17 protein-coding genes and 3 rRNA genes are annotated in these 24553 nt (G+C 70.6%); 7 read left to right on the top strand and 13 right to left on the bottom strand.

The genetic code is table 11. From position 1 onward, the window contains the following. Nucleotides 1-16 precede the first annotated feature (16 nt). Nucleotides 17-1195 (bottom strand): putative cytokinetic ring protein SteA, encoded by a 1179-nt coding sequence (steA, locus tag GA0070624_RS15530; RefSeq protein WP_091341754.1) that lies wholly within the window; start codon nt 1193-1195, stop codon nt 17-19. 118 nt (nt 1196-1313) lie between these two features. Continuing rightward, nucleotides 1314-3071, bottom strand: coding sequence for a DNA repair protein RecN (recN, locus tag GA0070624_RS15525; RefSeq protein ID WP_091341752.1), 1758 nt, complete (start codon nt 3069-3071; stop codon nt 1314-1316). A 70-nt stretch (nt 3072-3141) separates the two neighbouring features. On the opposite strand from recN, the gene GA0070624_RS15520 reads away from it, so the two are divergent. Next, nucleotides 3142-4125 carry a helix-turn-helix domain-containing protein gene (locus GA0070624_RS15520; protein WP_091341750.1) on the top strand — a complete coding sequence of 328 codons (984 nt, stop codon included), beginning with the start codon at nt 3142-3144 and terminating at the stop codon, nt 4123-4125. A gap of 100 nt (nt 4126-4225) precedes the next feature. On the opposite strand, the gene GA0070624_RS15515 is transcribed toward GA0070624_RS15520, so the two are convergent. The 5 genes from GA0070624_RS15515 to GA0070624_RS15495 all read right to left on the bottom strand — a co-directional run bounded on the left by GA0070624_RS15515 (nt 4226) and on the right by GA0070624_RS15495 (nt 10938). Beyond that, a complete protein-coding gene (locus tag GA0070624_RS15515; RefSeq protein WP_091341748.1) occupies nt 4226-7954 on the bottom strand; it encodes a S8 family serine peptidase in 3729 nt (1242 codons plus the stop codon). Between the two features lie 285 nt (nt 7955-8239). Next, entirely contained in the window at nt 8240-9124 is an 885-nt protein-coding gene (locus tag GA0070624_RS15510; protein WP_091341746.1) for an NAD kinase, read from the bottom strand. A 55-nt stretch (nt 9125-9179) separates the two neighbouring features. After that, a complete protein-coding gene (locus GA0070624_RS15505) occupies nt 9180-10034 on the bottom strand; it encodes a TlyA family RNA methyltransferase (RefSeq protein WP_091341744.1) in 855 nt (284 codons plus the stop codon). Between the two features lie 21 nt (nt 10035-10055). Beyond that, nucleotides 10056-10343, bottom strand: coding sequence for a hypothetical protein (locus GA0070624_RS15500; protein ID WP_245718800.1), 288 nt, complete (start codon nt 10341-10343; stop codon nt 10056-10058). Nucleotides 10344-10371: 28 nt separating this feature from the next. After that, nucleotides 10372-10938, bottom strand: coding sequence for a phasin family protein (locus GA0070624_RS15495; RefSeq protein ID WP_091341742.1), 567 nt, complete (start codon nt 10936-10938; stop codon nt 10372-10374). Between the two features lie 115 nt (nt 10939-11053). Here GA0070624_RS15495 and GA0070624_RS15490 point away from each other — a divergent pair, with 115 nt between their 5' ends. Continuing rightward, on the top strand, nt 11054-11389 hold the full coding sequence (locus GA0070624_RS15490) for an SCP2 sterol-binding domain-containing protein (RefSeq protein ID WP_091341739.1): 336 nt from the start codon (nt 11054-11056) through the stop codon (nt 11387-11389). Nucleotides 11390-11407: 18 nt separating this feature from the next. Here GA0070624_RS15490 and GA0070624_RS15485 read toward each other — a convergent pair whose 3' ends face one another. Continuing rightward, complete coding sequence (locus tag GA0070624_RS15485) at nt 11408-12427, bottom strand: HAD-IIA family hydrolase (protein WP_091341736.1); 1020 nt, start codon at nt 12425-12427, stop codon at nt 11408-11410. After that, the gene (locus GA0070624_RS15480) at nt 12424-13353 is read right to left on the bottom strand and encodes a tetratricopeptide repeat protein (RefSeq protein WP_425413508.1); all 930 of its coding nucleotides are present in this window, start codon (nt 13351-13353) and stop codon (nt 12424-12426) included. Before GA0070624_RS15480 ends, GA0070624_RS15485 begins: the two co-directional genes overlap by 4 nt. Between GA0070624_RS15480 and GA0070624_RS15475 the strand changes: the two genes are divergently transcribed. Further along, complete coding sequence (locus tag GA0070624_RS15475) at nt 13312-14751, top strand: hypothetical protein (RefSeq protein WP_141715021.1); 1440 nt, start codon at nt 13312-13314, stop codon at nt 14749-14751. The genes GA0070624_RS15480 and GA0070624_RS15475 overlap by 42 nt on opposite strands. A gap of 90 nt (nt 14752-14841) precedes the next feature. Here the strand turns inward: GA0070624_RS15475 and rrf are convergent. From rrf to tyrS, 4 genes are all read right to left on the bottom strand, one after another. Then, nucleotides 14842-14958, bottom strand: a 5S ribosomal RNA gene (gene rrf / locus GA0070624_RS15470). An 84-nt stretch (nt 14959-15042) separates the two neighbouring features. Beyond that, nucleotides 15043-18150: ribosomal RNA gene (locus tag GA0070624_RS15465) — 23S ribosomal RNA — on the bottom strand. 370 nt (nt 18151-18520) lie between these two features. Further along, nucleotides 18521-20036 (bottom strand): 16S ribosomal RNA (locus tag GA0070624_RS15460). Together the 16S, 23S and 5S rRNA genes form the textbook arrangement of a ribosomal RNA operon. 726 nt (nt 20037-20762) lie before the next feature. Further along, on the bottom strand, nt 20763-22046 hold the full coding sequence (tyrS, locus tag GA0070624_RS15455) for a tyrosine--tRNA ligase (RefSeq protein WP_091348904.1): 1284 nt from the start codon (nt 22044-22046) through the stop codon (nt 20763-20765). Nucleotides 22047-22153: 107 nt separating this feature from the next. Between tyrS and GA0070624_RS15450 the strand changes: the two genes are divergently transcribed. The 4 genes from GA0070624_RS15450 to GA0070624_RS15435 all read left to right on the top strand — a co-directional run bounded on the left by GA0070624_RS15450 (nt 22154) and on the right by GA0070624_RS15435 (nt 24546). Beyond that, nucleotides 22154-22537 (top strand): PaaI family thioesterase, encoded by a 384-nt coding sequence (locus GA0070624_RS15450; protein ID WP_176732023.1) that lies wholly within the window; start codon nt 22154-22156, stop codon nt 22535-22537. 101 nt (nt 22538-22638) lie between these two features. Continuing rightward, nucleotides 22639-23865: an NRAMP family divalent metal transporter gene (locus GA0070624_RS15445; protein WP_091341728.1), complete on the top strand. Its 1227-nt coding sequence runs from the start codon at nt 22639-22641 to the stop codon at nt 23863-23865. Beyond that, entirely contained in the window at nt 23862-24242 is a 381-nt protein-coding gene (locus tag GA0070624_RS15440) for a hypothetical protein (RefSeq protein ID WP_091341725.1), read from the top strand. The genes GA0070624_RS15445 and GA0070624_RS15440 overlap by 4 nt, the downstream gene beginning before the upstream one ends. After that, on the top strand, nt 24229-24546 hold the full coding sequence (locus GA0070624_RS15435; RefSeq protein WP_091341722.1) for a hypothetical protein: 318 nt from the start codon (nt 24229-24231) through the stop codon (nt 24544-24546). Before GA0070624_RS15440 ends, GA0070624_RS15435 begins: the two co-directional genes overlap by 14 nt. Nucleotides 24547-24553 lie beyond the last annotated feature (7 nt).

Genomic DNA, 24553 nt, shown 5'->3' with positions numbered 1-24553 from the left:
TTGATCAGTCGGGGAGCTAGAAGAGCTGGCCGAGTTGGAACACGAAATTGTCCCACCATTCGGAGACCACGCCCAAATACGCCTTGCCGACGGTGGAGACCGCCACCGCGGAGGCCATCGCGGCCACCGCCGAGAGGACCAGCAGCAGCAGCGAGGAGCCGGAGATGCTCTGCCGGTAGAGCCGGCTCACCCCCTTGGCGTCGACCAGCTTGCCGCCGACCTTCAACCGGGTCAGGAAGGTCGAGGCCATGCCGCCCCGGCCCTTGTCGAGGAACTCGACCAGCGTGGCGTGGGTGCCGACGGCCACCAGCAGCGAGGCGCCCTTCTCGTCGGCCAGCAGCATGGCCAGGTCCTCGCTGGTCGCCGCGGCGGGGAAGGTGATGGCCGGCACACCCAGCTCGTTGACCCGGGCGAGTCCGGGCGCCCGCCCGTCCGGGTAGGCGTGCACGATCACCTCGGCGCCGCAGCGCAGCACGTCGTCGGTGACCGAGTCCATGTCGCCGATGATCATGTCGGGCGTGTAGCCCGCCTCGACCAGGGCGTCCGCGCCGCCGTCCACGCCGACGAGCACCGGCTTGAACTCCCGGATGTACGGGCGCAGCACGTCCAGGTCGGCCTTGTAGTCGTAGCCCCGGACCACGATCAGGCAGTGCCGGCCCTGGAGCTGGGTCTGGATCTCCGGTACGCCGACGCCGTCCAGCAGCAGGTCGCGTTCCTGCTTGAGGTAGTCCATGGTGTTGGCGGCGAACGCCTCCAGCTGGACCGAGAGCCCCTCCCGGGCGTCCGCCATCGCCTTGGCCACCGTCTCGGCGTCCTGGAGGGTGCCGTGCGCCACCGGCTCCTCGCCGACGAAGACCGTGTTGCCCTCGATCCGGACGAAATCGCCCTCGCGGATCTGCTCGAAGACGCACTCCCCGAGGTCGTCGAGGAGCGGGATCCCGGCCGCGACCAGCACCTCGGGACCGAGGTTTGGGTAGCGCCCGGAGACGGAGGGCTTGGCGTTCAGCACCGCGGCGACGCCGACGGCCACCAGCGAGTCCGCCGCGACCCGGTCCAGGTCGACGTGGTCGATGACTGCGATGTCGCCGGGTCGGAGCCGACCGACGAGCCGCTTGGTGCGGCGGTCGAGGCGCGCGGTGCCGAGGACTGAGCCCGGTACCGCGTTCCGGGTCCGGCGCAACGTGGGTAGACGCATCGTGACCATCCTGGCATGTGAGGCAGGTATTGCTGTCGCGACATGCCTGAGCAGGGCCGCCTACCCAGGGAAGCACACGGGAGGGCGTGCCGGTGTGCTTGCGCTCACAAACCCGGCGTCACGGACGCCTTTCCTTGGCCGCCACGGCCAGGAGTTCCTCCGCATGCGCGATACCCAGGTCAGAATCGGGCAAACCCGCCAGCATCCGGGCCAGCTCCCGGGCCCGCTCAGTGTCCTCCACCACACGCACCCCGCTGGTGGTTACGGCTCCCCCGGTGTCCTTCGCCACCACCAGGTGCCGGTCGGCGAACGCGGCCACCTGCGGCAGGTGGGTGACCACCAACACCTGGTGGCTGCGGGCCAGCCGGGCCAGCCGGCGGCCGATCTCCACCGCCGCCTGCCCGCCGACGCCCGCGTCCACCTCGTCGAAGACCAGGGTGGGCGGGCCGCCGGAGCCGGCGAAGACCACCTCGATGGCGAGCATCACCCGGGACAGCTCGCCGCCGGAGGCGCCGCGCTGCAACGGCAGCGACGGCGCGCCGGGGTGGGCCAGCAGGCGCAGCTCCACCTCGTCCGCGCCGTCCGGGCCGACGCCGGCCTCGACGCCGTTGACCGGCAGGCTCGGCTCGGCCCGGCCGACCGGCCGGGGCAGCACCGCCACCTCGATCCGGGCGTGCGGCATGGCCAGCCCGGCCAGCTCGACGGTGACCTGCTCGGCGAAGCGGACCGCCGCCTCCTGCCGGGAGGTGGAGACCCGCCCGGCCAGCTCGGCCACCTCACCGGCCAGCCGGGCCGCCTCCCGGTCCAGCTCGTCCAGCAGCTCGTCGGAGGTGTCGAGGTCGGACAGCCGGGTGCGGGCCCGCTCGGCCCAGGCGATCACCCCGTCGACGTCGTCCGCGTACTTGCGGGTCAGCCCGCGCAGCGCGGCCCGCCGCTCGTAGATGGCCTGCAACCGGGCCGGGTCGGCGTCCAGCGCGGCCAGGTACGCGGACAGCTCGGCGGAGACGTCGGTGACCAGCGTGGCCGCCTCCTCCAGCCGGAGCGCCAGCTCACCGAGGGCGGGATCGGTGCCGGCCTGCGCCTCCAGGGTGCGCCGCGCGGTGCCCAGCAGCGCGGTGGCGTCGGGGGTCTCCTCGGCCGCCTCCACCCCGCTCGCGACGCACTGGTGCGCCAGCTGCGCCGCGGTGCGCAGCCCCTCGGCGTGCTCCAGGCGCTGCGCCTCCGCCTTCAGTTCGTCGTCCTCGCCGGGCTGCGGGTCGACCCTGGTGATCTCGTCCAGGCCGAGCCGGAGCAGATCGGCCTCCTGGTTGCGCTCGCGCGCGTTGCGCCGCCGGTCGGCCAGGTCGTCCACCACCGCCCGCCACCGGGTGTACGCCTCGCGCAGTGCGTCGAGCAGCTTCTCGTGCTCGGAGCCGGCGAAGCGGTCCAGCGCGGCCCGCTGCTCAGCCGGCCGCAGCAACCGGAGCTGGTCGGACTGCCCGTGCACGGCCACCACCTGCTCGCCGACCTCGCCGAGCATCGACACCGGCATGCTCCGGCCGCCCAGGTGCGCCCGGGAGCGACCCTCCACGGTGACGGTACGGCTCAGCAGCAGGGAGCCGTCCTCGTCCGGCTCGCCGCCGGCGTCGGTGATCCGGGCGTGCACGGTCTCCGCCACCCGGCCGTCGAGGCGCAGTCGGCCCTCCACCACCGCCCGGCCCGGCTCGGCACGGACCCGCCCGGCGTCGGCCCGTCCGCCGAAGAGCAGGCCGAGGCCGGTCACCACCATGGTCTTGCCCGCACCGGTCTCGCCGGTGATGACGTTCATCCCGCCGGTCAACGGCAGCGTGGTGTCCTCGATGACGCCCAGTCCGGTGATGCGCAGCTCTTCCAGCACAGCACCTGACAGTAGACGCGGGGCCTGACAGTTGACCAGCCGGCGATGCCGCGTCGTACAGTTCTGCCCCGTGTTGGACGTGATCGGCCTGACCCCGGGCGAGGCGGAGCTCTACCGCTCCCTCGTCCAGCTCACCACGGCCCGGGTCGAGGAACTCGTCGAGCGGCTGCGCCGGCCGCGCGCGGAGGTCGTCGCGCAGCTCGACGCCCTGCGCGGCAAGGGGCTGGTGCTGCCGACCGGGCCGGAGCCGGACGCGCCGCTGCGGCCGCTGGCGCCCGACGTTCCGCTCGGCGAGGCGCTGCTGCGCCGCCAGGAGGCGCTGGAGGCGGCCCGCTCGGCGGTCACCCAGCTGACCGAGGAGTACCGGGCCGGGATGCGGCGGCGCGACGCCGCCCACCTGGTGGAGGTGATCACCGGCGCCCCGGTGCTCCGCGAGCGCCTGCGCGACCTGCAGAACGCCGCCCGGGTCGAGGTGCTGTGGTTCTGCCGGGCGAACCCGCTGGCCATGGCCGGGCCGGAGAACGTCGAGGAGTTCGACGCGCTGGCCCGTGGGGTCCGCTACCGCGCCATCTACGAACGCGAGATGCTCCTCGAACCGGGCGCGCTGGAGGACATCGAGCAGGGCGTACGCGCCGGCGAGCAGGCCCGGGTGCTCGACCGGCTGCCGGTCCGGCTGACCATCGTGGACGGCCGGATTGCGGTCTGCCCGCTGGTGCCGGACCGGGACAGCGGCGAAGCGAGCGCCGCGGTGATCGGCCGCAGCCAACTGCTCGACGCGCTGCTCGCCCTCTTCGAGAGCTACTGGCGGATAGCGACGCCGCTGCGCTCCACCGCCCCACCCGCAGAGCAGGCGGGTGACGGCTACCGGCCAGACGCCGACGAGGTTCGGCTGCTCTCGCTGTTCGTGGCCGGCGTACCGGACAAGTCGATCGCCTCCCAGCTCGGGGTGAGCCGCCGTACGGTCCAGCGGCGGCTGGCAGACCTGATGACGGTCGCCGGCGTGGACACCCGGCCCGGGCTGGCCTTCCAGGCCGCCCGGCGGGGCTGGATCTGAGGTTCCCGGGCGCCCCGGCTCACCATCGGCCCGCCGTTACCCCAAGGGCCGCCACGGCGACGGGGTGGGACGGCGTCACCGCCGTCCCACCCCGCCCGCATCAGCGCAGCCCGTACGCGTCGACCACGGTCTGGTCGACGGTGTTCCCGGCGCGGTCGCCGGCGTGCACCCGCAGCGACACCGTGCCGCGTCCGGCCGGCACCGTGGCGGTGAACCGGGCACCCGTGCCGCGCACCGGCACGGTCCGCCAGCTGTGCCCGCCGTCGAACGACACCTCGACCCGCACCCCGACGCCGGTCGGCGCCGGTACGCCGGCCGGCTGACGCAGGGTCAGCCCCACCTCGTGCGGCCGGCCACCGGGCACCTCGCCCCGCAGGTCCGCCGGGACCTGGTAGTCCACCTGCAGCAGCGACAGCGGCTGGGCGGCGTCACCGGCGGGCCGGGCCGAGGTGAACTGCCAGGCCGTCTCGGTACGCGTGGCCCACCGCCACTCGTCCGAGGAGCGCTGGGTGTTGACGTCCAGCCGGTACCGGGCCGCACCCGGGGTGGTCGGCACCGGTGCCCAGCCGCCGGAGAGGTCGGCGATCTGCTGCCCGTCCCGGCTCAGCCGGCGCTCGACGGTGTCCTGCTCCTCGCTGAACCCGGCCGGGCTGTAGTGGCCGTCGGCGTCGACGAACTCGGCCACCCGCAGGTCGAGGGTGTCCCCGGTGCGCGTGGGCACCGGCACCCCGGAACCCGCCGGCACGGCCGGCCGGGCCACCGGCGCGTGCCAGGTCTCGGTGACCCGGTCGTCGGCGGCGTACTGCCGGGGCTGCTGGATGGCGCCCCCGACCAGCCGGCCCCAGGACCATTGGAGCCGGTGCAGCACCCGCTGCTGCCACCAGTTGTCCCCGGCGCTGACGAACTCCTGCCGCACGGTGCCGGTACGCACCAACCGCTTTTCGTCAAACCAGGAGTACTCCTGCCAGGGCCGCCAGCCGAACCGCTGCTCCTCGGCCCAGTCGAACCCGCCGGTGTCGGCGTAACGGGCGGTCACCTCGGCGGTGTTGTCCGCGGTCACCTGGTGCACGATGCGATCCGGGACCCGCCCCTTCGACACCTGCCAGACGTCGTACAGGTAGGGGCTGTTCGGGGTCAACGTCAGGTCCAGCGTCACGCGTCCGGCCTTCGCCGCCGCGATCATCCGCTGCCCGTCGTCGTACGCGACCACCATCGACGGGATCGGCAGGCGGTCCCCGTCGGGAGCCCAGTCCGTCCACGCGCTCCAATTCGCCGGCCGGACGATGAGCACCATCGCGGCGCCGGCCGCGGTGGCGTCGGCGACCATCTGGTCCTCCGCAACGCGCTCGGGATTGCCGGTGACCAGCGCGGCCGCACCTTCGACCCCGGCTCGGGACAGCTCGGCGGGGGTGCCGTCGCCCGCCCACACCAGCGGCAGCTTCCGCCGGCCGTCCGGAGCCGGCGACTGGCGCAGCAGATTGATGTCCAGCGGACCGGAGACGTTGCTGACCTTGGCGTCCACCATGGGAGCGACCAGCTGCCAGCGGGAGGCGAACTCGAACTCGCCCTGGCGCACCGGCCGGGTCGGCGTGACGTTCACCTGCTGGATCGTGCTGAACTCCATCACGCCGTGGTCGACCTGCCGGCCGTTGCCGAACACCCGGTGCTCGAAGAAGCTGATCACCGCCCGCTGCTCGGTCGGCTTCGGCGTCTCGATCCGCACCGGCGTGCCCTTGCGCGGGTCGAGCACCACGGTGAGGTCGCGGTCCACCATGAGCTCGGGGTCGGTGACCAGGGTGATCTGCTCGTCCAACGGGGCGCCGTGCTCGATCAGCCCCTCGAGCAGGTACGGGCCCTCCTCGACCTGCACCTGCGCCTCGCCGGGGATCCAACCGATGTGGTCCGACTCGGGGTGCTCGCCGAAGAGGGTGACCACGGACGCCAGGCCGGGCTGCCCGGCCATGTTCAGCGCGCGCAGCGTGACGGTGTGCAGCGGGCCCTTGAGAGTGAGTCCGACGGCGGTGCGCACCGCCACGCCGTCCGCGCCGGTCGCCACCAGCCACCCTCCGTACACCCCGCGGTCCAGCTTCGCCGGGTCGGCGCGCAGCGGCACGGCCACGCTGCCACCGGTGGGCACCGTCACCTCGGAACCGACGGAGACGCCGTCGGCCTCGGCGGCGCCGCTGTCCAGGTTGCGCAGCTCCAGGGCCAGCCGCAGGGTCTGCGGGGACGAGGTGCCGTTGGTGTACGTCACGGTCCGCTCCGCCACCGCACCACCGGTGTTCATCCGGCCGAAGTCGGCGGTGGCCGAGCCGTACACCCGCTGGCTCAGCGCGCGGGCCACGTCCACTCGGCCGCCGCCCTGCTCGAAGACGGTCAGCGCGGGGTTCGCCTTCGTCGTGCTGACCAGCGCGTCCTTGAGCTTCCCGGCGGTCCAGTCCGGGTGTTCCTGGGCGAGGATCGCCGCCGCGCCGGCCACGTGCGGGGTCGCCATCGACGTCCCGGACGCCCGCGTGTACGCGTCGTCCACCGGCGTACCCATGGTGGTGCCGGCGGCGCGGGCGGCGACGATGCCGACGCCCGGCGCGGTGATCTCCGGCTTCAGGCCGTTGTCGCCGATCCGGGGGCCGCGACTGGAGAAGTCGGCCAGGTTGTCGTCGCGGTCCACCGCGCCGACGGTGAGCGCGGCGGTGGCCGCGCCCGGCGTCCCGACGGTGCCCGCCTCGCCCGAGTTACCGGCTGCGATCACGAAGAGCGTGCCGGTCTCGGCGGTGAGATCGTTGACCGCCTGGCTCATCGGGTCGGTGCCGTCGGTGGCCGGGCCGCCGAGGCTCATGCTGACCACCTTCGCGCCGGAGTGGGCGGCCCACTCCATGCCCGCGATGATGTCCGAGCCGTAACCGCTGCCGTTGTTGTCGAGCACCTTGCCGATCAGCAGCTGTGCGCCGGGGGCGACGCCCTTGCGCAGCCCGTTGGAGGCGGCGCCGCTGCCGGCGATGGTGGAGGCCACGTGGGTGCCGTGGCCGTGCCCGTCCCGGGCACTGCCGCTGCCGGTGAAGTCCTGCGTCTCGGCGATCCGGCCGGCCAGGTCGGCGTGGGTGGCGTCGACCCCGGTGTCGAGCACCGCGACCCGGACGCCGTTGCCGTCGCGGCCGGCCGCCCAGGCCGCCGGGGCGCCGATCTGCGGCACGCTGTGCTCCAGATCCGCGTGGACCCGCCCGTCCAGCCAGACCCGGGCGATGCCGGCGCCGAGCCGAGGCGCGCCGGCGGTGGTCCGGGCCTCCGGCGTGCCGCGCAGCGTTGTCCACAGGCCGCCGAGGTCGGCCTTGCCGACCCGCAGTGCCGCGCCGTTGATGCTCTCCAGCGGCCGGGCGGCGGTGGCGCCGGCGAGCGGCCGCACCCGCCCGGCGGCCGGTGCCTGGTAGCGCACGATCAGCGGCAGCGCGCCCTGCGCGGCGTCGCCGTAGCCCTCGGCGGCCAGCTCCTCCACGTCGAACAGGTTGGGGTCGAGCACCCCGGCGGCGACGTACGGCACGACGTCGCTGGGCAGCACCCGCATCCGGCCGTCGGCCTCCACGGTGTGGAAGGTGATCCGCTCGCGGCCGGGGCCGGGGTGGACGGTGGCGGCGACCCGGCCGGGCGCGGCCTGGACCAGGTCGACCTGGTCGCCGGTGATCAGGGTGATGCGGACGGGCACGCCGCCCGGAGTGGACGCGGCCGGGCTCGGGCCGGCCGGCGGGGCGGGCGGGGCGGCGGACGCCGGTACGGCGAGTCCGACCACCATCGCGCCGACCGCGCCGGCGGCGAGCCAGCGTGGGGGCCAGTTCATGCGATGTGCTCCTCTTCTCCGATGGCCGGTCCCAAAAGATCGACCGATCGGAGTCTGCGACGGAGATCATCGATGGTCACTAGCTGCGGCCCGCCGCATCGGCGACATGTCGCCAGGTGGACAACGGACGGCCGGAGCCGGACCGCCGGATGTCCGGCGGGTTGCTGCGGACGGTGGCAGACGATGACGACCCCGGGTGCGGTCCCGGGTCGCCGGACGTTCCTGTGCTCGGCCGGCTCAACCCGATAGCTCGCTTCCCCGCCCCGGTGCCGCCGAGCCGCGCGGTCAGCGGCGGCCGCCCCGCCAGCCGTGCACGGGCAGCCCAAACTTGGCCACCAGCCGGTCGGTGAAGGGGCGCGCCCGCAGCCGGACGATCCGCACCGGCAGCGCGCCGCGGCGCACGGTCACCCTGGCGCCCGGAGGCAGGTCGTAGACCCGACGCCCGTCGCACGAGAGCACGGCCAGGGTGGTGAACGGGTCGACGGTGATGGAGAAGGTGGAGGTGGGCGCGGTCACCAGCGGCCGGCTGAACAGCGCATGCGCGCTGATCGGCACCAGCAGCAGCGCCTCCACCTCGGGCCAGACCACCGGCCCGCCGCCGGAGAACGCGTACGCGGTGGAGCCGGTGGGGGTCGCGCAGACCACCCCGTCGCAGCCGTACCGGGACAGCGGACGGCCGTCGACGTCAACGAGGAGCTCCAGCATCTGGGCCCGCTCACCCTTCTCGACGCTGATCTCGTTGAGCGCCCACGATTCGATGGTCGGGCCGCCCTCGAACTCGGCGGTCACGTCGAGGGTGAGCCGCTCGTCCACCGTGTAGTTGCGCCCGACCACGTCGCGCACCGCGAGGTCGAGGTCGTCGATCTCGGCCTCGGCGAGGAAGCCGACCTTGCCGAGGTTGATGCCGAGCAGCGGCGCCTTCGCCGGCCGGGCCAGCTCGGCGGCGCGCAGGAAGGTGCCGTCCCCGCCGAGCGCGAAGACGATCTCGGCGCCCTCGGCCGCCTCCGGACCGGTCACCGGGACCACGCCGGGCAGATCGAGGTCGTCGGCCTCCTCGGCCACCACCCGCACCTCGAAGCCGGCGGCGATCAGGTCGGCCGCCACCGCCCGGGCGTGCTCGGTGCTGCGTCGGCGGCCGGTGTGCGTCACCAGCAGAGCGGTCCGGCTCACCGCACTCCTCCTCCGTTCGCGACCGCGGGGCTCCGCTCCGCCGCACTCCTCGCGCTCACCCAGCTGTCTCCTCGCTGTCCGGCGAGTCAGCGGAGGGCGGGGAGCCCTCCGGTCCGGCCGCCACCACCGCACGTACCCGCTCCGGGTCCGCCGGCGGCGCGCCCCGGCGTAACCATACGAAGAACTCCACGTTGCCGCTCGGCCCCGGCAGCGGGCTGGCGGCGACACCCGCCAGGCCCAGGCCGAGCTGCGCCGCCGCGGCCGCCACCTCGAGCACCGCCTCGGCCCGCAGCGCCGGGTCGCGTACCACCCCGCCCGCGCCGACCCGCTCCTTGCCGACCTCGAACTGCGGCTTCACCATCAGCGCCAGGTCGCCGTCGGCCCTGGTGCAGCCGGCGAGCGCGGGCATTACCAGCCGCAGCGAGATGAACGACAGGTCGGCCACCGTGAGGTCGACCTCGCCGCCGATGGCCTCCGGGGTCAGCGTACGGACGTTGGTGCGTTCGAAGACGCGCACGCGGTCGTCGTTGCGCAGTGGCCAGGCCAGCTGGCCGTAGCCGACGTCGACCGCCACCACCTCGGCCGCGCCGGCGCGCAGCAGCACGTCGGTGAAGCCGCCGGTCGACGCGCCCGCGTCCAGGCACCGCCGGCCGGCCACGGTCAGCCCCCGCGGGCCGAACGCGGCCAGCGCGCCGGCCAGTTTGTGGCCGCCGCGGGAGGCGTACTCGGCGGTGGGGTCCTCCCCGGTGACCAGCAGCGGATCGGCGGGGTCGACCATCGCGGCGGGCTTGCGGGCCGGCACCCCGCGCAGCTGGACCCGGCCGGCCGCCACCAGCGCGGCGGCCTGCTCGCGGGAGCGGGCCAGGCCGCGGCGGACGAGTTCGGCATCCAGCCGGTTGCGACGCGCCATGGGTGGTTCTTCTCCGGTCGGTCAGGCCTGGTCGATGCTGGCCAGGGTCTCGCGCAGCGTCTCGTACGCCGCCTCGTACTGAGCGATCTGGTCCGCCGGGGACAGCGCGGCGGCGTTGATCATGGCTTGGACGGCGGCGTCGACCGCCGGGTGGCGGGCGTCGTCGACGTCCTCCGCCGAGGGTGGCGGAACGGGCCGGGCCCCGGGCGGCGCGCCGGGGCGTGCGCCGAGCGGCGGCCCCGGACGGGGACCGGGCGGCGGCACGGGTCGATCACCGGACGGCGGGCCGGGGCGGAACGGGGCGGTCACGACGCGGTCCGGTGGCTGGTCCGAACGTTCACTCGGCACCGCCCTGCTTCTGCGCGCGGGCCTTCTTGGCCGGCCGGACCGGCGTTGCCGGCGACTCCTCGGTGCGCGACACCGTGGCCGGAGGCTTCGTCGCGACCGCCTTCTTCGCCACGGTCTTCTTCGCCACCGCCTTCCCGCGGGCGGGAGCGGGGCCGACGGGCGCGGCGGAGGCCGGCGCCGCAGGGGTCCTGCCCGGTGCGGCCGGGGTGGTGGCCGGGCCCGGCGGGATGGTGTCCGGGGCGGCACCCGGGGCGGCCTTCGCCTCCCGGAGCTGCCGTTCCAGCTCGTGCACCCGGCGGGTCAGCTCGGCGACCTCGTCGGCGGTGGCCAGCCCCACCGCGCCCAGGGCCCGGTCCACCTCGAAGCGGACCAGCTTGGTCAGCGCCTCGCGGTTGGCCATGCCTGTCGAGACGAGTTCCTCGGCGAGCGCCTGGAGCTGGGCGGCGGTGGCGCCGCCCTGGCCGACCACGCGCCGCACGGCGTCCTGGGCCTTCTTCCGGGGCGCCTCCGTCAGGCCCATGGCCAGCTCGAGGTAGGCGCGCCACGCGTCCTGCATGCCTGAGAGTCCTTCCGCGGGGCGGGGGTGTGCAGGTGTCACGCTACCGGGCCCCTCGGACCACCCATTGCGGTACGGTGCCGGGGAACGGCGTGGCGTGCGGTGAGGAGACGATGTGGCCAGCGTGGACGAGTGCCGGCAAGCATTGCAGGAGCTGGCCGCCCGGCTGGAACGGCACGCCGACATGCAGGAGCGGATCGACCTGGACCGGACATTGGCCTGCCGGATCACCGACCTGGACACCGCGTTCCACGGCCGGCTCGAGGGCGGCCGGCTGGTCGACCTGGCCGACGGCGACGACCCGAAGGCCAAGATCGCGCTGAGCTCGAGCAGCGACGACCTGGTCGCGCTCGTGCACGGTCAGCTCGACGTCGCCAAGGCGGTGGGCTCGCGCCGGGTGTCCATCAAGGCCAACCCGTTCGACCTGATGAAGCTCCGCAAGCTGCTCTGAGCGCGGGGCGGCGGGCGGTCAGGCCGGGAGGCCAAGCGCCCACAGCGCCTCCTCCGCCGCCGGTGACGCCGCCCGTACGACCGGGCCGACCGACGCCGACCAGGCGACCGCGCAGAGCGCCGCGAGGGCGTCCAGCGGGCGTCCGGCGCCGCTCAGCACCAGGCCGGCGGCCGTCAGATCGACGGACCAGCCGCCGAGCTCCGGCTCGCCGGGCACCCGCGCCACGGCCGCCGGCTCGAAGAGCCCGGCCAGGTCGAAGGAGACGTGCGTCGGCCGCCGCCGCTCGGGGGCCGCCAGCAGCTCGGGTACGTCGCTGACGCCGGTGAGCACCAGCAGACTGTCCAGGCCGGCGCGGCGGGCGCCCTCGATGTCGGTGTCCAGCCGATCGCCGACCACCAGGGTCCGTCCGGAGCCCGCCCGCCGGGCGGCGGTGGCGAAGAGCGCCGGTTCCGGCTTGCCCACCACCACGTCCGGTTCCCGGTCCAGCGCGGTCCGCAGGACGGCGACCAGCGACCCGTTGCCGGGCAACGGGCCGCGGCCGCTGGGCAGCGTGCGGTCAGTGTTGGTGGCGTACCAGGGCGCGCCGGCCCGGACCGCCACCGTCGCCTCCGCCAGGTCCACCCAGCCGACCTCCGGGCCGTACCCCTGCACCACCGCGGCGGGCTCCTCGTCGGCGGTGGAGACCGGCCGCAGACCGACGGCTCGGATCTCGGCACGCAGCGCCTCGGCCCCGACCACCAGCACCGCGGCGTCGTCGGGGAGCCGGTCGCGGAGCAGCTCGGCGGTGGCCGCGGCCGAGGTGAGCACCTCTTCCGGTCGGGCCGGCACGCCCATGCCGGTCAGCAGGGCGGTGACCTCGCTGGACCGGCGCGAGGCGTTGTTGGTCGCGTATGCCACCGCGCGGCCCTCGGCGTGCAGCCGAGCGACCGCCTCGACCGCGCCGGGGATCGGCCGGTCGATCAGGTAGATCACCCCGTCGAGGTCGAAGACGACCAGGGCGTACCCGTCGACCAGCCGTTTCCCGGCGACGGTGGTCACCGCCCGTCCGACCCCGACTCGCGGGCCGCCTCCTCGCCACCGGCCGCCTCGGCGGACCCGGTGGCGCCGGACCGGACGTCGTCGGCGAGCCCACGCGCCTCGTCGTCGGTCAGCTCGTCCTCGGCGAGGTCGTCCCCCTCGCCGTAGCGGGCGTCGTCCTCGTCGTGGTACCGGGCATCGCCGTCGTCCTCGTCGTCCGCGCGGTCGTCCTCGTCGTCGGAGTCGGTCTCGTCGTCCGGCTCGGTGTCACCGCCGGTGAGGTCCGGCCGGGCCGGCACGGCGCCGGGGGCGCCGGGGCCGGTGGTCTCCTCGACCGCCAGCTCCTCGTCCTCGTCGTCGCCCTCGATCACCACACCCTCGAGCTCGAGCAGCCGCTCCGCGGCGTCGGTCTCCCCCTCGGGGTCCAGTTCGGCGGCCCGGGAGAACCACTCCCGTGCCTCCTCGCGCCGGCCCACCGCGAGCAACGCGTCGGCGTACGCGTAGCGCAGCCGCGCCGCCCACGGCTCGGAGTCGCTGGTCAGCTCGGGGACCTGGAGCATCGCCACGGCCGCGTCCTTCTGGCCGAGGTCACCACGCGCCCCGGCGGCCACGATCAGCAGCTCGATCGCGGCGGCCTTGTCGAGCTTCGCCCGATCGGCGCCCCGGAACAGGTCGATCGCCCGCTCCGGACGCCCCAGCGCCCGCTCGCAGTCGGCCAGCACCGCCAGGTGGCTCTGCGACCCGGTCATCCGGTGGTACGTGCGCAGCTCGGCGATCGCCGTCTGCCACTCCCCCGCGTGGTACGCGGCCAGCCCGACCGCCTCCCGCACCGCGGCGATCCGGGAGGCCAGCCGACGGGCGGCCAGCGCGTGCGCCAGCGCCTCCGCCGGGTTCTCGTCGATCAGGTGACCGGTGGCGACCAGGTGCCGGGCGACGGTCTCCGCCACCGGCCTGGCCAGCGAGAGCAGCTCGGCGCGGACGGTCGGGTCGAGTTCGCTCGCGACGATCTCGTCCGGCAGCGCCGGCGCGGCGACGCGCTCGGCCTCGCCGCCCTCGGCACGCTCCCGCCGTGGGCCGGCCGGGCGACCACGCTCCTCGAAGCCCCGCCGCTCCTCCCGACGCGGCCGGCCGCCGCGGCGGTCGCCCTCGCGCTCGGCACGCCCCCGGTCCGGGCCGCCACGGAAACCGCCCTCGCGACGCTCACCACCACGGAAGCCGCCCTCGCGACGCTCACCGCCGCGGAAGCCGCCCTCGCGACGCTCGCCACCGCGGAAGCCACCCTCACGGTCTTCACGCCGGAAGCCGCCCTCACGACGCTCACCGCCGCGGAAGCCACCCTCACGGTCTTCACGCCGGAAGCCGCCCTCGCGACGCTCACCGCCGCGGAAGCCGCCCTCGCGACGCTCGCCACCGCGGAAGCCACCCTCACGGTCTTCACGCCGGAAGCCGCCCTCGCGACGCTCGCCACCCCGGAAGCCACCCTCGCGGTCGTCCCGCCGGAAGCCACCCTCACGGTCTTCACGCCGGAAGCCGCCCTCGCGACGCTCGCCACCCCGGAAGCCACCCTCGCGGTCGTCCCGCCGGAAGCCACCCTCGCGACGCTCACCGCCGCGGGAACCGCCCTCGCGGTCGTCCCGCCGGAAGCCACCCTCTCGGCGTTCGCCACCGCGGAAACCGCCCTCGCGGCGTTCGCCACCGCGGAAACCGCCCTCGCGGTCGTCACGGCGGAAGCCCTCACGTCGGTCGCCGGCGCGGAAACCAGCCTCGCGGTCTTCACGCCGGAAGCCACCCTCGCGACGCTCGCCACCGCGGGAACCGCCCTCGCGGTCGTCACGGCGGAAGCCCTCGCGGCGTTCGCCACCGCGGAAGCCGCCCTCGCGGTCGTCGCGCCGGAAGCCACCCTCGCGGCGCTCACCGCCACGGAAGCCACCCTCGCGACGCTCGCCACCGCGGAAACCGCCCTCGCGGTCGTCACGGCGGAAGCCCTCACGTCGGTCGCCGGCGCGGAAACCAGCCTCGCGGTCGTCACGACGGAAGCCACCCTCACGGGCTCCGGCACCATCGCGGCGGAAGCCGCCCTCACGCTCGCCACCGCGGAAGCCACCCTCGCGGTCGTCGCGGCGGAAGCCGCCCTCGCGGCGCTCGCCACCCCGGAAGCCGCCCTCACGGGAACGGAAATCCCCCTCGCGGCGGTCACCGCCGTAGCCGCCGCGCTGCCCGCTCGAGCGGTCGTCACGGCTGCCCCGGTACGGGGAGCGGTCGTCGCGGCGGGCGTCACCGCGCCCCTGCTGACGGTCGGCGCGGTCCTCGTAACGTCGGGGGCGATCGCCGCCCTGCGGTCCTGAACTCACAGGTACATCCTTCCTGATTGCGCCACCAAGGGCGCTACGCAATCGAGGGCCGACCCGGATGGGGCGGCCCTCGATTGGAAGTTTGTCCGGCGGTGTCCTACTCTCCCACACCCTCCCGAGTGCAGTACCATCGGCGCTGGAGGGCTTAGCTTCCGGGTTCGGAATGTTTCCGGGCGTTTCCCCTCCGCCATGACCGCCGTAACTCTATCGACATGTCAAACAACACCAACCACTTGGGTGTGTTGTTCGTTTGTCGGGAGTTGCACAGTGGACGCGTAGCACTTTGTTGTCAAGTCCTCGGCCTATTAGTACCGGTCAACTGAACCCGTTACCGGGCTTACATTTCCGGCCTATCAACCCAGTCGTCTAGCTGGGGGCCTTACCCACCCGAAGGTGGTGGGATACCTCATCTTGAAGCGAGCTTCCCGCTTAGATGCTTTCAGCGGTTATCCCTTCCGAACGTAGCTAACCAGCCGTGCCCCTGGCGGGACAACTGGCACACCAGAGGTTCGTCCGTCCCGGTCCTCTCGTACTAGGGACAGCCCTTCTCAAGTATCCTACGCGCGCGGCGGATAGGGACCGAACTGTCTCACGACGTTCTAAACCCAGCTCGCGTACCGCTTTAATGGGCGAACAGCCCAACCCTTGGGACCTGCTACAGCCCCAGGATGCGACGAGCCGACATCGAGGTGCCAAACCATCCCGTCGATATGGACTCTTGGGGAAGATCAGCCTGTTATCCCCGGGGTACCTTTTATCCGTTGAGCGACACCGCTTCCACATGCCAGTGCCGGATCACTAGTCCCGACTTTCGTCCCTGCTCGACCTGTCAGTCTCACAGTCAAGCTCCCTTGTGCACTTGCACTCAACACCTGATTGCCAACCAGGCTGAGGGAACCTTTGGGCGCCTCCGTTACCCTTTAGGAGGCAACCGCCCCAGTTAAACTACCCACCAGACACTGTCCCTGAACCGGATAACGGTCCGAAGTTAGATACCCAAATCAACCAGAGTGGTATTTCAAGATTGCCTCCACCCATACTGGCGTATGGGCTTCACCGGCTCCCACCTATCCTACACAAGCTAATTCAGATACCAATGTCAAGCTATAGTAAAGGTCCCGGGGTCTTTCCGTCCTGCCGCGCGTAACGAGCATCTTTACTCGTAGTGCAATTTCGCCGGGCCTGTGGTTGAGACAGTGGGGAAGTCGTTACGCCATTCGTGCAGGTCGGAACTTACCCGACAAGGAATTTCGCTACCTTAGGATGGTTATAGTTACCACCGCCGTTTACTGGCGCTTAAGTTCTCCGCTTCGCCGTTACCAGCTAACAGGTCCCCTTAACGTTCCAGCACCGGGCAGGCGTCAGTCCATATACATCGAATTACTTCTTCGCATGGACCTGTGTTTTTAGTAAACAGTCGCTTCCCCCTGCTCTCTGCGGCCATACAACGCTCCACCCGCGCGGGGCTTCACGTCTCCGGCCCCCCTTCTCCCTAAGTTACGGGGGCAATTTGCCGAGTTCCTTAACCACAGTTCGCCCGATCGCCTCGGTATTCTCTACCTGACCACCTGTGTCGGTTTGGGGTACGGGCCGCTAAGAACTCGCTAGAGGCTTTTCTCGGCAGCATAGGATCACTGACTTCACCTGAATCGGCTCGGCATCACGTCTCAGCCTGTTGCACCACGGATTTGCCTATGGTGCGGCCTACACGCTTACCCCGGCACAACCACCGGCCGGGCTCAGCTACCTTCCTGCGTCACCCCATCGCTTGACTACTACCCGCCGGGGTCCCACGCTCCCCAGCTTTGACCCGAAGGTCGCCGCCGGCTTGGGTGGTTAGCACAACGAGGTTCGTCAGGGTCGCTCTTTCGCGGGTACGGGAATATCAACCCGTTGTCCATCGACTACGCCTCTCGGCCTCGCCTTAGGTCCCGACTTACCCAGGGCGGATTAGCCTGGCCCTGGAACCCTTGGTCATCCGGCGGAAGGGTTTCTCACCCTTCTTTCGCTACTCATGCCTGCATTCTCACTCGTGCCGCGTCCACAACTAGGTCACCCCGTTGCTTCACCCACGGCACGACGCTCCCCTACCCACCCACACACCTGCACAAGAAATCACGTTCTTGCGAAGTTACAGTGTGAGTGCCACAGCTTCGGCGGTGTACTTGAGCCCCGCTACATTGTCGGCGCGGAACCACTTGACCAGTGAGCTATTACGCACTCTTTAAAGGGTGGCTGCTTCTAAGCCAACCTCCTGGTTGTCTATGCGACCCCACATCCTTTTCCACTTAGCACACGCTTAGGGGCCTTAGCTGGTGATCTGGGCTGTTTCCCTCTCGACTACGAAGCTTATCCCCCGCAGTCTCACTGCCGCGCTCTCACTTACCGGCATTCGGAGTTTGGCTGATTTCGGTAAGCTTGTGGGCCCCCTAGACCATCCAGTGCTCTACCTCCGGCAAGAAACACGCGACGCTGCACCTAAATGCATTTCGGGGAGAACCAGCTATCACGGAGTTTGATTGGCCTTTCACCCCTAACCACAGGTCATCCCCCAACTTTTCAACGTTGGTGGGTTCGGCCCTCCACGCGGTCTTACCCGCGCTTCAGCCTGCCCATGGCTAGATCACTCCGCTTCGGGTCTAGGACACGCGACTGAATCGCCCTATTCAGACTCGCTTTCGCTACGGCTCCCCCACACGGGTTAACCTCGCCACATGCCACTAACTCGCAGGCTCATTCTTCAAAAGGCACGCCGTCACCCCGCAAGGCTCCGACGGATTGTAGGCGAACGGTTTCAGGTACTATTTCACTCCCCTCCCGGGGTACTTTTCACCATTCCCTCACGGTACTCGTCCGCTATCGGTCACCAGGAAGTATTTAGGCTTACCAGGTGGTCCTGGCAGATTCACGGCAGATTTCAGGAGTCCGCCGCTACTCGGGAACACCCACAGGAGATCAGCAACTTTCACCTACCGGACTCTCACCGTCTACGGTCAGCCTTTCCAGACTGTTCGACTAGCCACTGACTTTGTAACTCCTCCAACAGTTGTCAGCCTGTTGAGCAGGGTCCCACAACCCCGACCACGCAACCCCTGACAGGTATCACACGCGGCCGGTTTAGCCTCCATCCGCTTTCGCTCGCCACTACTCACGGAATCACTCTTTGTTTTCTCTTCCTACGGGTACTGAGATGTTTCACTTCCCCGCGTTCCCTCCACGTACCCTATGTGTTCAGGTACGGGTGACACCACATGACTGGTGCCGGGTTCCCCCATTCGGACACCCTGGGATCACAGCTCGGTTGACAGCTCCCCCAGGCCTATCGCGGCCTCCCACGTCCTTCATCGGCTCCTGGTGCCAAGGCATCCACCGTTCGCCCTTGACAACTTGACCACAAAGATGCTCGCGTCCACTGTGCAATTCTCAACAAACGACCAACCCACAACCCGATCCGTGTAACACCAGACCCGACCACCGCCGGCGGTATGCCACACCAGGCCATGCCTGGCAGCCCGACGAGCAATCCCGCTCGCCTACGGCTCTGAAAGACAACCCACGGTTGTTCTTTCAGGACCCAACAGGGTGCTTACCATCCCGCTCCAGCCGCACCAACCAGTCGTTCCTGCACCCCATAGGGGCGTGTACTAGACGTCGTGGCCGTTGCCGGAGCCGAACTCACCAGTGTCTCCGCCATCGAGCACCCCGACCCGACACTCGCGGGCCGCGGGCTCCATACCGCCTTTCGACGGATGGTGCTCCTTAGAAAGGAGGTGATCCAGCCGCACCTTCCGGTACGGCTACCTTGTTACGACTTCGTCCCAATCGCCAGCCCCACCTTCGACGGCTCCCTCCCCGAGGGGTTGGGCCACCGGCTTCGGGTGTTGCCGACTTTCGTGACGTGACGGGCGGTGTGTACAAGGCCCGGGAACGTATTCACCGCAGCGTTGCTGATCTGCGATTACTAGCGACTCCGACTTCACGGGGTCGAGTTGCAGACCCCGATCCGAACTGAGACCGGCTTTTTGGGATTCGCTCCACCTCACGGTATCGCAGCCCATTGTACCGGCCATTGTAGCATGCGTGAAGCCCTGGACATAAGGGGCATGATGACTTGACGTCATCCCCACCTTCCTCCGAGTTGACCCCGGCAGTCTCCGATGAGTCCCCGCCATTACGCGCTGGCAACATCGGACGAGGGTTGCGCTCGTTGCGGGACTTAACCCAACATCTCACGACACGAGCTGACGACAGCCATGCACCACCTGTCACCGGCCCCGAAGGACCCCCCATCTCTGAGGGATTTCCGGTGATGTCAAACCCAGGTAAGGTTCTTCGCGTTGCATCGAATTAATCCGCATGCTCCGCCGCTTGTGCGGGCCCCCGTCAATTCCTTTGAGTTTTAGCCTTGCGGCCGTACTCCCCAGGCGGGGCGCTTAATGCGTTAGCTGCGGCACAGGGAACCGGAGAGGCCCCCCACACCTAGCGCCCAACGTTTACAGCGTGGACTACCAGGGTATCTAATCCTGTTCGCTCCCCACGCTTTCGCTCCTCAGCGTCAGTATCGGCCCAGAGACCCGCCTTCGCCACCGGTGTTCCTCCTGATATCTGCGCATTTCACCGCTACACCAGGAATTCCAGTCTCCCCTACCGAACTCTAGCCTGCCCGTATCGACTGCAGGCCCGCAGTTGAGCTGCGGGTTTTCACAGTCGACGCGACAAGCCGCCTACGAGCTCTTTACGCCCAATAAATCCGGACAACGCTCGCGCCCTACGTCTTACCGCGGCTGCTGGCACGTAGTTGGCCGGCGCTTCTTCTGCAGGTACCGTCACTTACGCTTCGTCCCTGCTGAAAGAGGTTTACAACCCGAAGGCCGTCATCCCTCACGCGGCGTCGCTGCATCAGGCTTGCGCCCATTGTGCAATATTCCCCACTGCTGCCTCCCGTAGGAGTCTGGGCCGTGTCTCAGTCCCAGTGTGGCCGGTCGCCCTCTCAGGCCGGCTACCCGTCGTCGCCTTGGTAGGCCATCACCCCACCAACAAGCTGATAGGCCGCGAGCCCATCCCAGGCCGAAAAACTTTCCACCACCAGCCATGCGGCCAGCAGTCCTATCCGGTATTAGCCCCGGTTTCCCGGGGTTATCCCAAAGCCTAGGGCAGGTTGCTCACGTGTTACTCACCCGTTCGCCGCTCGAGTACCCCGAAGGGCCTTTCCGCTCGACTTGCATGTGTTAAGCACGCCGCCAGCGTTCGTCCTGAGCCAGGATCAAACTCTCCAACAAAAATCAGAGAAAATCCTGACAACAAAAGTGTTGCCAAAGGAATCCCAAACCAACAGACCCAAAGACCTGCCAGAACGGGGCATCAAACAATTTGGCACTGGCTTATCAAGCACCCTGTTGAGTTCTCAAAGAACAACCACACACCATCCGGAAACCCCCCAAAAAGGGGCCCCATCCGGGGCATTTCGTTCAACCGCACCCGCCGCTCCCGCGCCGGGCACTTTTACCACGTTACCTCGCCGTTTCCACCGTGTCAAACCGGTGTTTCGCGATCTGACCTGCTTCCACCCGTTTCCGGGCACCACGATCGGACCGGCTCACGCCAGGCGTCTCGTGGATTCTCGGCAGGACGGCCGCTGCGGTCTCCCGCACACTCGCCCGTTTCCCTGCCGGCGGACTACCTTACCCGGTCGGTTCCGCCTCGCCAAATCCGCCTCTCAGCGGATCCGGGGCACCGCCCGGTCCAGGTTCACATGGGGTTCAACCCATCCGAGCCCGGGGTCATTCCCGCGGTTCCGGCCGGCCTCGCGACCCAGTGGATCGCACCGCCCGGTCCAGGCTCGTACCGGTTACAACCCGGCGGACCCTGGAGCCATTCCCGCGGTCCGGCCTCCGGGGCTTTCGCCTGTTTCGTCCGTTCCGCGCTGGCAGAGAGAAAGTTACGCGCCCAGCGGTTTGATCGTCAAATCCGCTGGGCGCGTCCCGCGTCACACTGTCGACGTACTGCTATTTGTCCAGCTCAACCCCGGCGAACGAGCGCTTGCCGCGGCGCAGCACGAGGTATCGCCCGTGCAGCAGATCCTCCGGGGAGAAACTCGCGTCCGCCTCGGTGACCCGCGCGTTGTTGACGTAGGCGCCGCCCTCGGCGATCACCCGGCGGGCCTCCTTGAGGCTCGGCACCAGACCGGACTCCTTGAGCAGGCCCACGATGTCCGGCAGCTCCTTCAGGTGGACCAGTCCGGCCTCCGTGAGCGCGGCGCGCAAGGTCTCCGGAGAGAGTTCCTCCAACGAGCCCCGGCCGAAGAGCGCCTGGCTGGCGGCGACCGCCTGGGCCATCTCCCGCTCGCCGTGCACCAGTGCGGTCAGCTCCTCGGCGAGGGCGCGCTGCGCGAGCCGGGCCGCCGGTCGCTCGGCGGTGGCCTTCTCCAGCTCCTCCAGCTCCTGCCGGGAGCGGAAGCTGAAGTACCGCAGGTAGCGGCCCACGTCCCGGTCGTCCACGTTGACCCAGAACTGGTAGAAGGCGTACGGGCTGGTCAGCTCCGGGTCGAGCCAGATCGCGCCGCCCTCGGTCTTGCCGAACTTCGTCCCGTCCGACTTGGTGACCAACGGCGTGGTGAAGGCCTGCACGGGACCGGCACCCCGGCGGCGGACGTAGTCGACGCCGGCGGTGATGTTGCCCCACTGGTCGGAGCCGCCGTACTGGAGCTGGCAGCCGTACCTACGGTGCAGCTCGAAGAAGTCGTTGGCCTGCAGGAGCTGGTAGCTGAACTCGGTGAAGCTGATGCCGCTCTCCAGCCGGGCCTTGACCACCTCACGGGCCAGCATCTTGTTCACCGGGAAATGCTTGCCGACGTCGCGGAGGAACTCGACCACCGACATCTCGCCGGTCCAGTCCAGGTTGTTGACCACCTGGGCGGCGTTCTCCCCGGTGTACGACACGAACGGCGCGAGCTGGTCGTGGATCCGCCGCACCCAGCCGGCCACCACCTCGGGCGGATTGAGCGTGCGCTCCGCGCTCTCCTTCGGGTCACCGATCTGACCGGTCGCGCCGCCGACCAGCAGCAGCGGCCGATGCCCGGCAAGCTGGAGCCGACGGGCCGTGGTGACCTGCATGAGGTGGCCGACGTGCAGGCTCGGGGCGGTCGGATCGAAGCCCACATAGAAGGTGGCCAGCGGGCCGTCGAGCAGCTCACGCAGCTCGTCGAGGCCGGTCGAGTCCTGGATCAGGCCCCGCCACAGCAGGTCGTCGGTCAGGGAGTCCCGCCCGTGCGGGAGGTTGCTGTCGGTCACGGTCACCGATTCTCCCCCATGACGGCCCCCGGACCGTACCGGGTTTGCCAACGGTGGGCCGACTAGGCTGGCGCCTCGGCACGAGCTGAGGAGGGGCTGCCGTGGAGATGCCGGACCCGACCGGGGGCTTTGTCGCCCTGCTGGGCCTGAAGTTCGACGAGGTCAGCGGCGAGAAGGTGGTGATCCGCTGGGAGGTGCGTCCGGAGCTGCACCAACCGTTCGGGATCCAGCACGGCGGGGTCTACTGCTCGGTGGTCGAGACGGCGGCCAGCATCGGGGGCGCCCTCTGGCTCGGCGACAAGGGCCAGGTGGTCGGCGTGTCGAACCAGACCGACTTCCTCCGAGCGGTTCGCGAGGGCGAGCTGACCGCGGTGGGTACCCCGATCCACCGGGGCCGCAGCCAGCAGCTCTGGCAGGTGGAGATCACCGACGCCGACGGGCGGCTGGTGTCCCGCGGGCAGGTCCGCCTGCAGAACCTCACCGCCGCCTGACCGATGCCGGACGGGACTCGGTCGGCTGACCGATTTGGGCTAGGAGGGGCGGCTGACGCCGATATCGTCGCGTCGATGAGACCGCCCGATCCGTACCCGACGTGAGGAAGCTCCTCGCCGCCGCCCTGGGCGTCCTCTCCGCCATCGGCGGTTTCGTCGACATCGGCGACCTGGTGGCGGCGAGCCAGGCCGGTGCCCGGTTCGGCATGGGCCACGCCTGGGTGCTGCTCGTCGGCGTGCTCGCCATCTGCGCGTACGCCGAGATGGCCGGGCGGATTGCGGCGGTGAGCGGCCGGGCGGTGTTCGATCTGGTCCGGGAGCGGCTGGGGCCACGGGTGGCGCTGCTGAACCTGGTGGCGTCCTACCTGGTCACCGTCGTCACCCTGGCCGCGGAGCTCGGCGGGGTCGCGCTGGCGCTGCAGCTGGCCTCCAGGGTGAGCTATCTGCTCTGGGTGCCGGTCACCGCGCTCGCCGTCTGGTTGGTGCTGTGGCGGATGCGGTTCGAGCTGATGGAACGGCTCTGGGGCGTGGCCGGGCTGGCGCTGCTGGTATTCGCGGTGGCGCTGTTCGCGCTGCCCACCGACTGGGCGGAGCTGGGACAGGAGGCCCTGCACCTCGGCCCGCTGGGGCAGGGCTGGGGCGACTACTGGTTCATCGCGGTGGCGCTCTTCGCCTCCACCGTCAGCCCGTACGAGGTCTTCTTCTTCTCCTCCGGCGGGGTGGAGGAGAAGTGGAGCGCGGCCGACCTGGCCCACGCGCGGTCGAACGTGCTGATCGGGTTCCCGGTCGGCGGGTTCCTCGCGTTGTCGCTGGTCGCCACCGCGGCGGTGGTCCACCACCCGCGCGGGACCTCGGTGGACACCCTCGACCAGGTGGCGCAGCCGGTGGTTGTCGCGTTCGGCGAGATCGGGCTGGCGGTGGCCGTCCTGGCGTTCTTCGCGGTGACCTTCGGCGCGGCGCTGGAGACCGGCCTGTCGGCGGCGTACGCGGCGTCGCAGTACTTCGGCTGGCAGTGGGGCAAGCGGGTCAGCCCCCGGGAGGCGGCCCGGTTCCACAGCGTGCTGCTGGTCAGCGTGCTCTTCGGGGTGCTGGCGCTGATGACCACGATCGACCCGGTCCGGCTGACCGAGTACATGCTGATCATCACCGCGGTGGCGCTCCCGCTGACGTACCTGCCGATCCTGGTCGTGGCGAACGACCGGACGTACCTGGGCGACCGGGTGAACGGGCGGCTGAACAACCTGCTCGGCACGCTGTTCCTGCTGCTCATCATCGCCGCGTCGATAGCGGCGATCCCGTTGGCCATCGTGACGAGGATGGGACAGTGAGGGTCCAGCTCGCCAAACAGCTGCTCGACCAGCAGATCGTCGACCGGGACGGCCGGCTGGTCGGCCGGGTCGACGACATCGCCTTCGCCGCGGACGCCGACGGCTACCCGTACGTGGACACACTGCTCACCGGGCAGGCGGCGCTCGGGCAGCGGGTCGGCGGCCGGCTCGGGCGGATCCTCGTCGCGATCACCAACCGGTTCGTCGACGAGCCGCCCGTGCTCCCGGTACGCATCCCGTTCACGCTGGTCGAGCGGGTGGACAGCGCGGTCCGGCTGCGAGTCCGGGCGGCCGACCTGCCGCCGCCCCCGGTGGAGAGCTGGCTGCGCCGGCACCTGATCGACCGGATTCCGGGAGCCCACCGTGCGAGCGGGTGAGCTGCTCGGGCGGGCCGCGTACGACCTGCACGGGCGGCGGCTGGGCCGGGTGGTGGACGTGGTGGTCCGGGGCGGCTTCCCGCCCCACCGGCTGCGGCTGACCGATGTGATCATCGCCGGCCACTGGTGGACCCGGGTCACCGGTCGGCTGATCGGCCCGGAGCTGCACCCGTCCGGTCCGTGGCTGCTCCGGGCGGTCGCCCGGGTGCTCGGGCGCCGCACCCGGCAGTTCCCCGCCGACCAGGTGCAGCTGTACCCGCCGGTGCCCGGTTTCCCGTTCGGACCACCCGGCGGGGACGGGTGAGCTGCGC

The sequence above is a fragment of the Micromonospora rhizosphaerae genome (genome assembly GCF_900091465.1).
In the GTDB taxonomy this organism is placed as follows: domain Bacteria; phylum Actinomycetota; class Actinomycetes; order Mycobacteriales; family Micromonosporaceae; genus Micromonospora; species Micromonospora rhizosphaerae.
The sequence above is the reverse complement of the archived record's forward strand: the minus strand, read 5'-3'. Positions and strand labels throughout refer to the sequence as shown.

Coding starts and splice junctions, on each gene's coding strand:
- GA0070624_RS15515 (WP_091341748.1), bottom strand. CDS start 7,954: ATGAACTGGCCCCCACGCTGGCTCGCCGCCGGCGCGGTCGGCGCGATG.
- GA0070624_RS15505 (WP_091341744.1), bottom strand. CDS start 10,034: ATGGCGCGTCGCAACCGGCTGGATGCCGAACTCGTCCGCCGCGGCCTG.
- GA0070624_RS15495 (WP_091341742.1), bottom strand. CDS start 10,938: ATGCAGGACGCGTGGCGCGCCTACCTCGAGCTGGCCATGGGCCTGACG.
- steA (WP_091341754.1), bottom strand. CDS start 1,195: ATGCGTCTACCCACGTTGCGCCGGACCCGGAACGCGGTACCGGGCTCA.
- GA0070624_RS15450 (WP_176732023.1), top strand. CDS start 22,154: ATGCCGGACCCGACCGGGGGCTTTGTCGCCCTGCTGGGCCTGAAGTTC.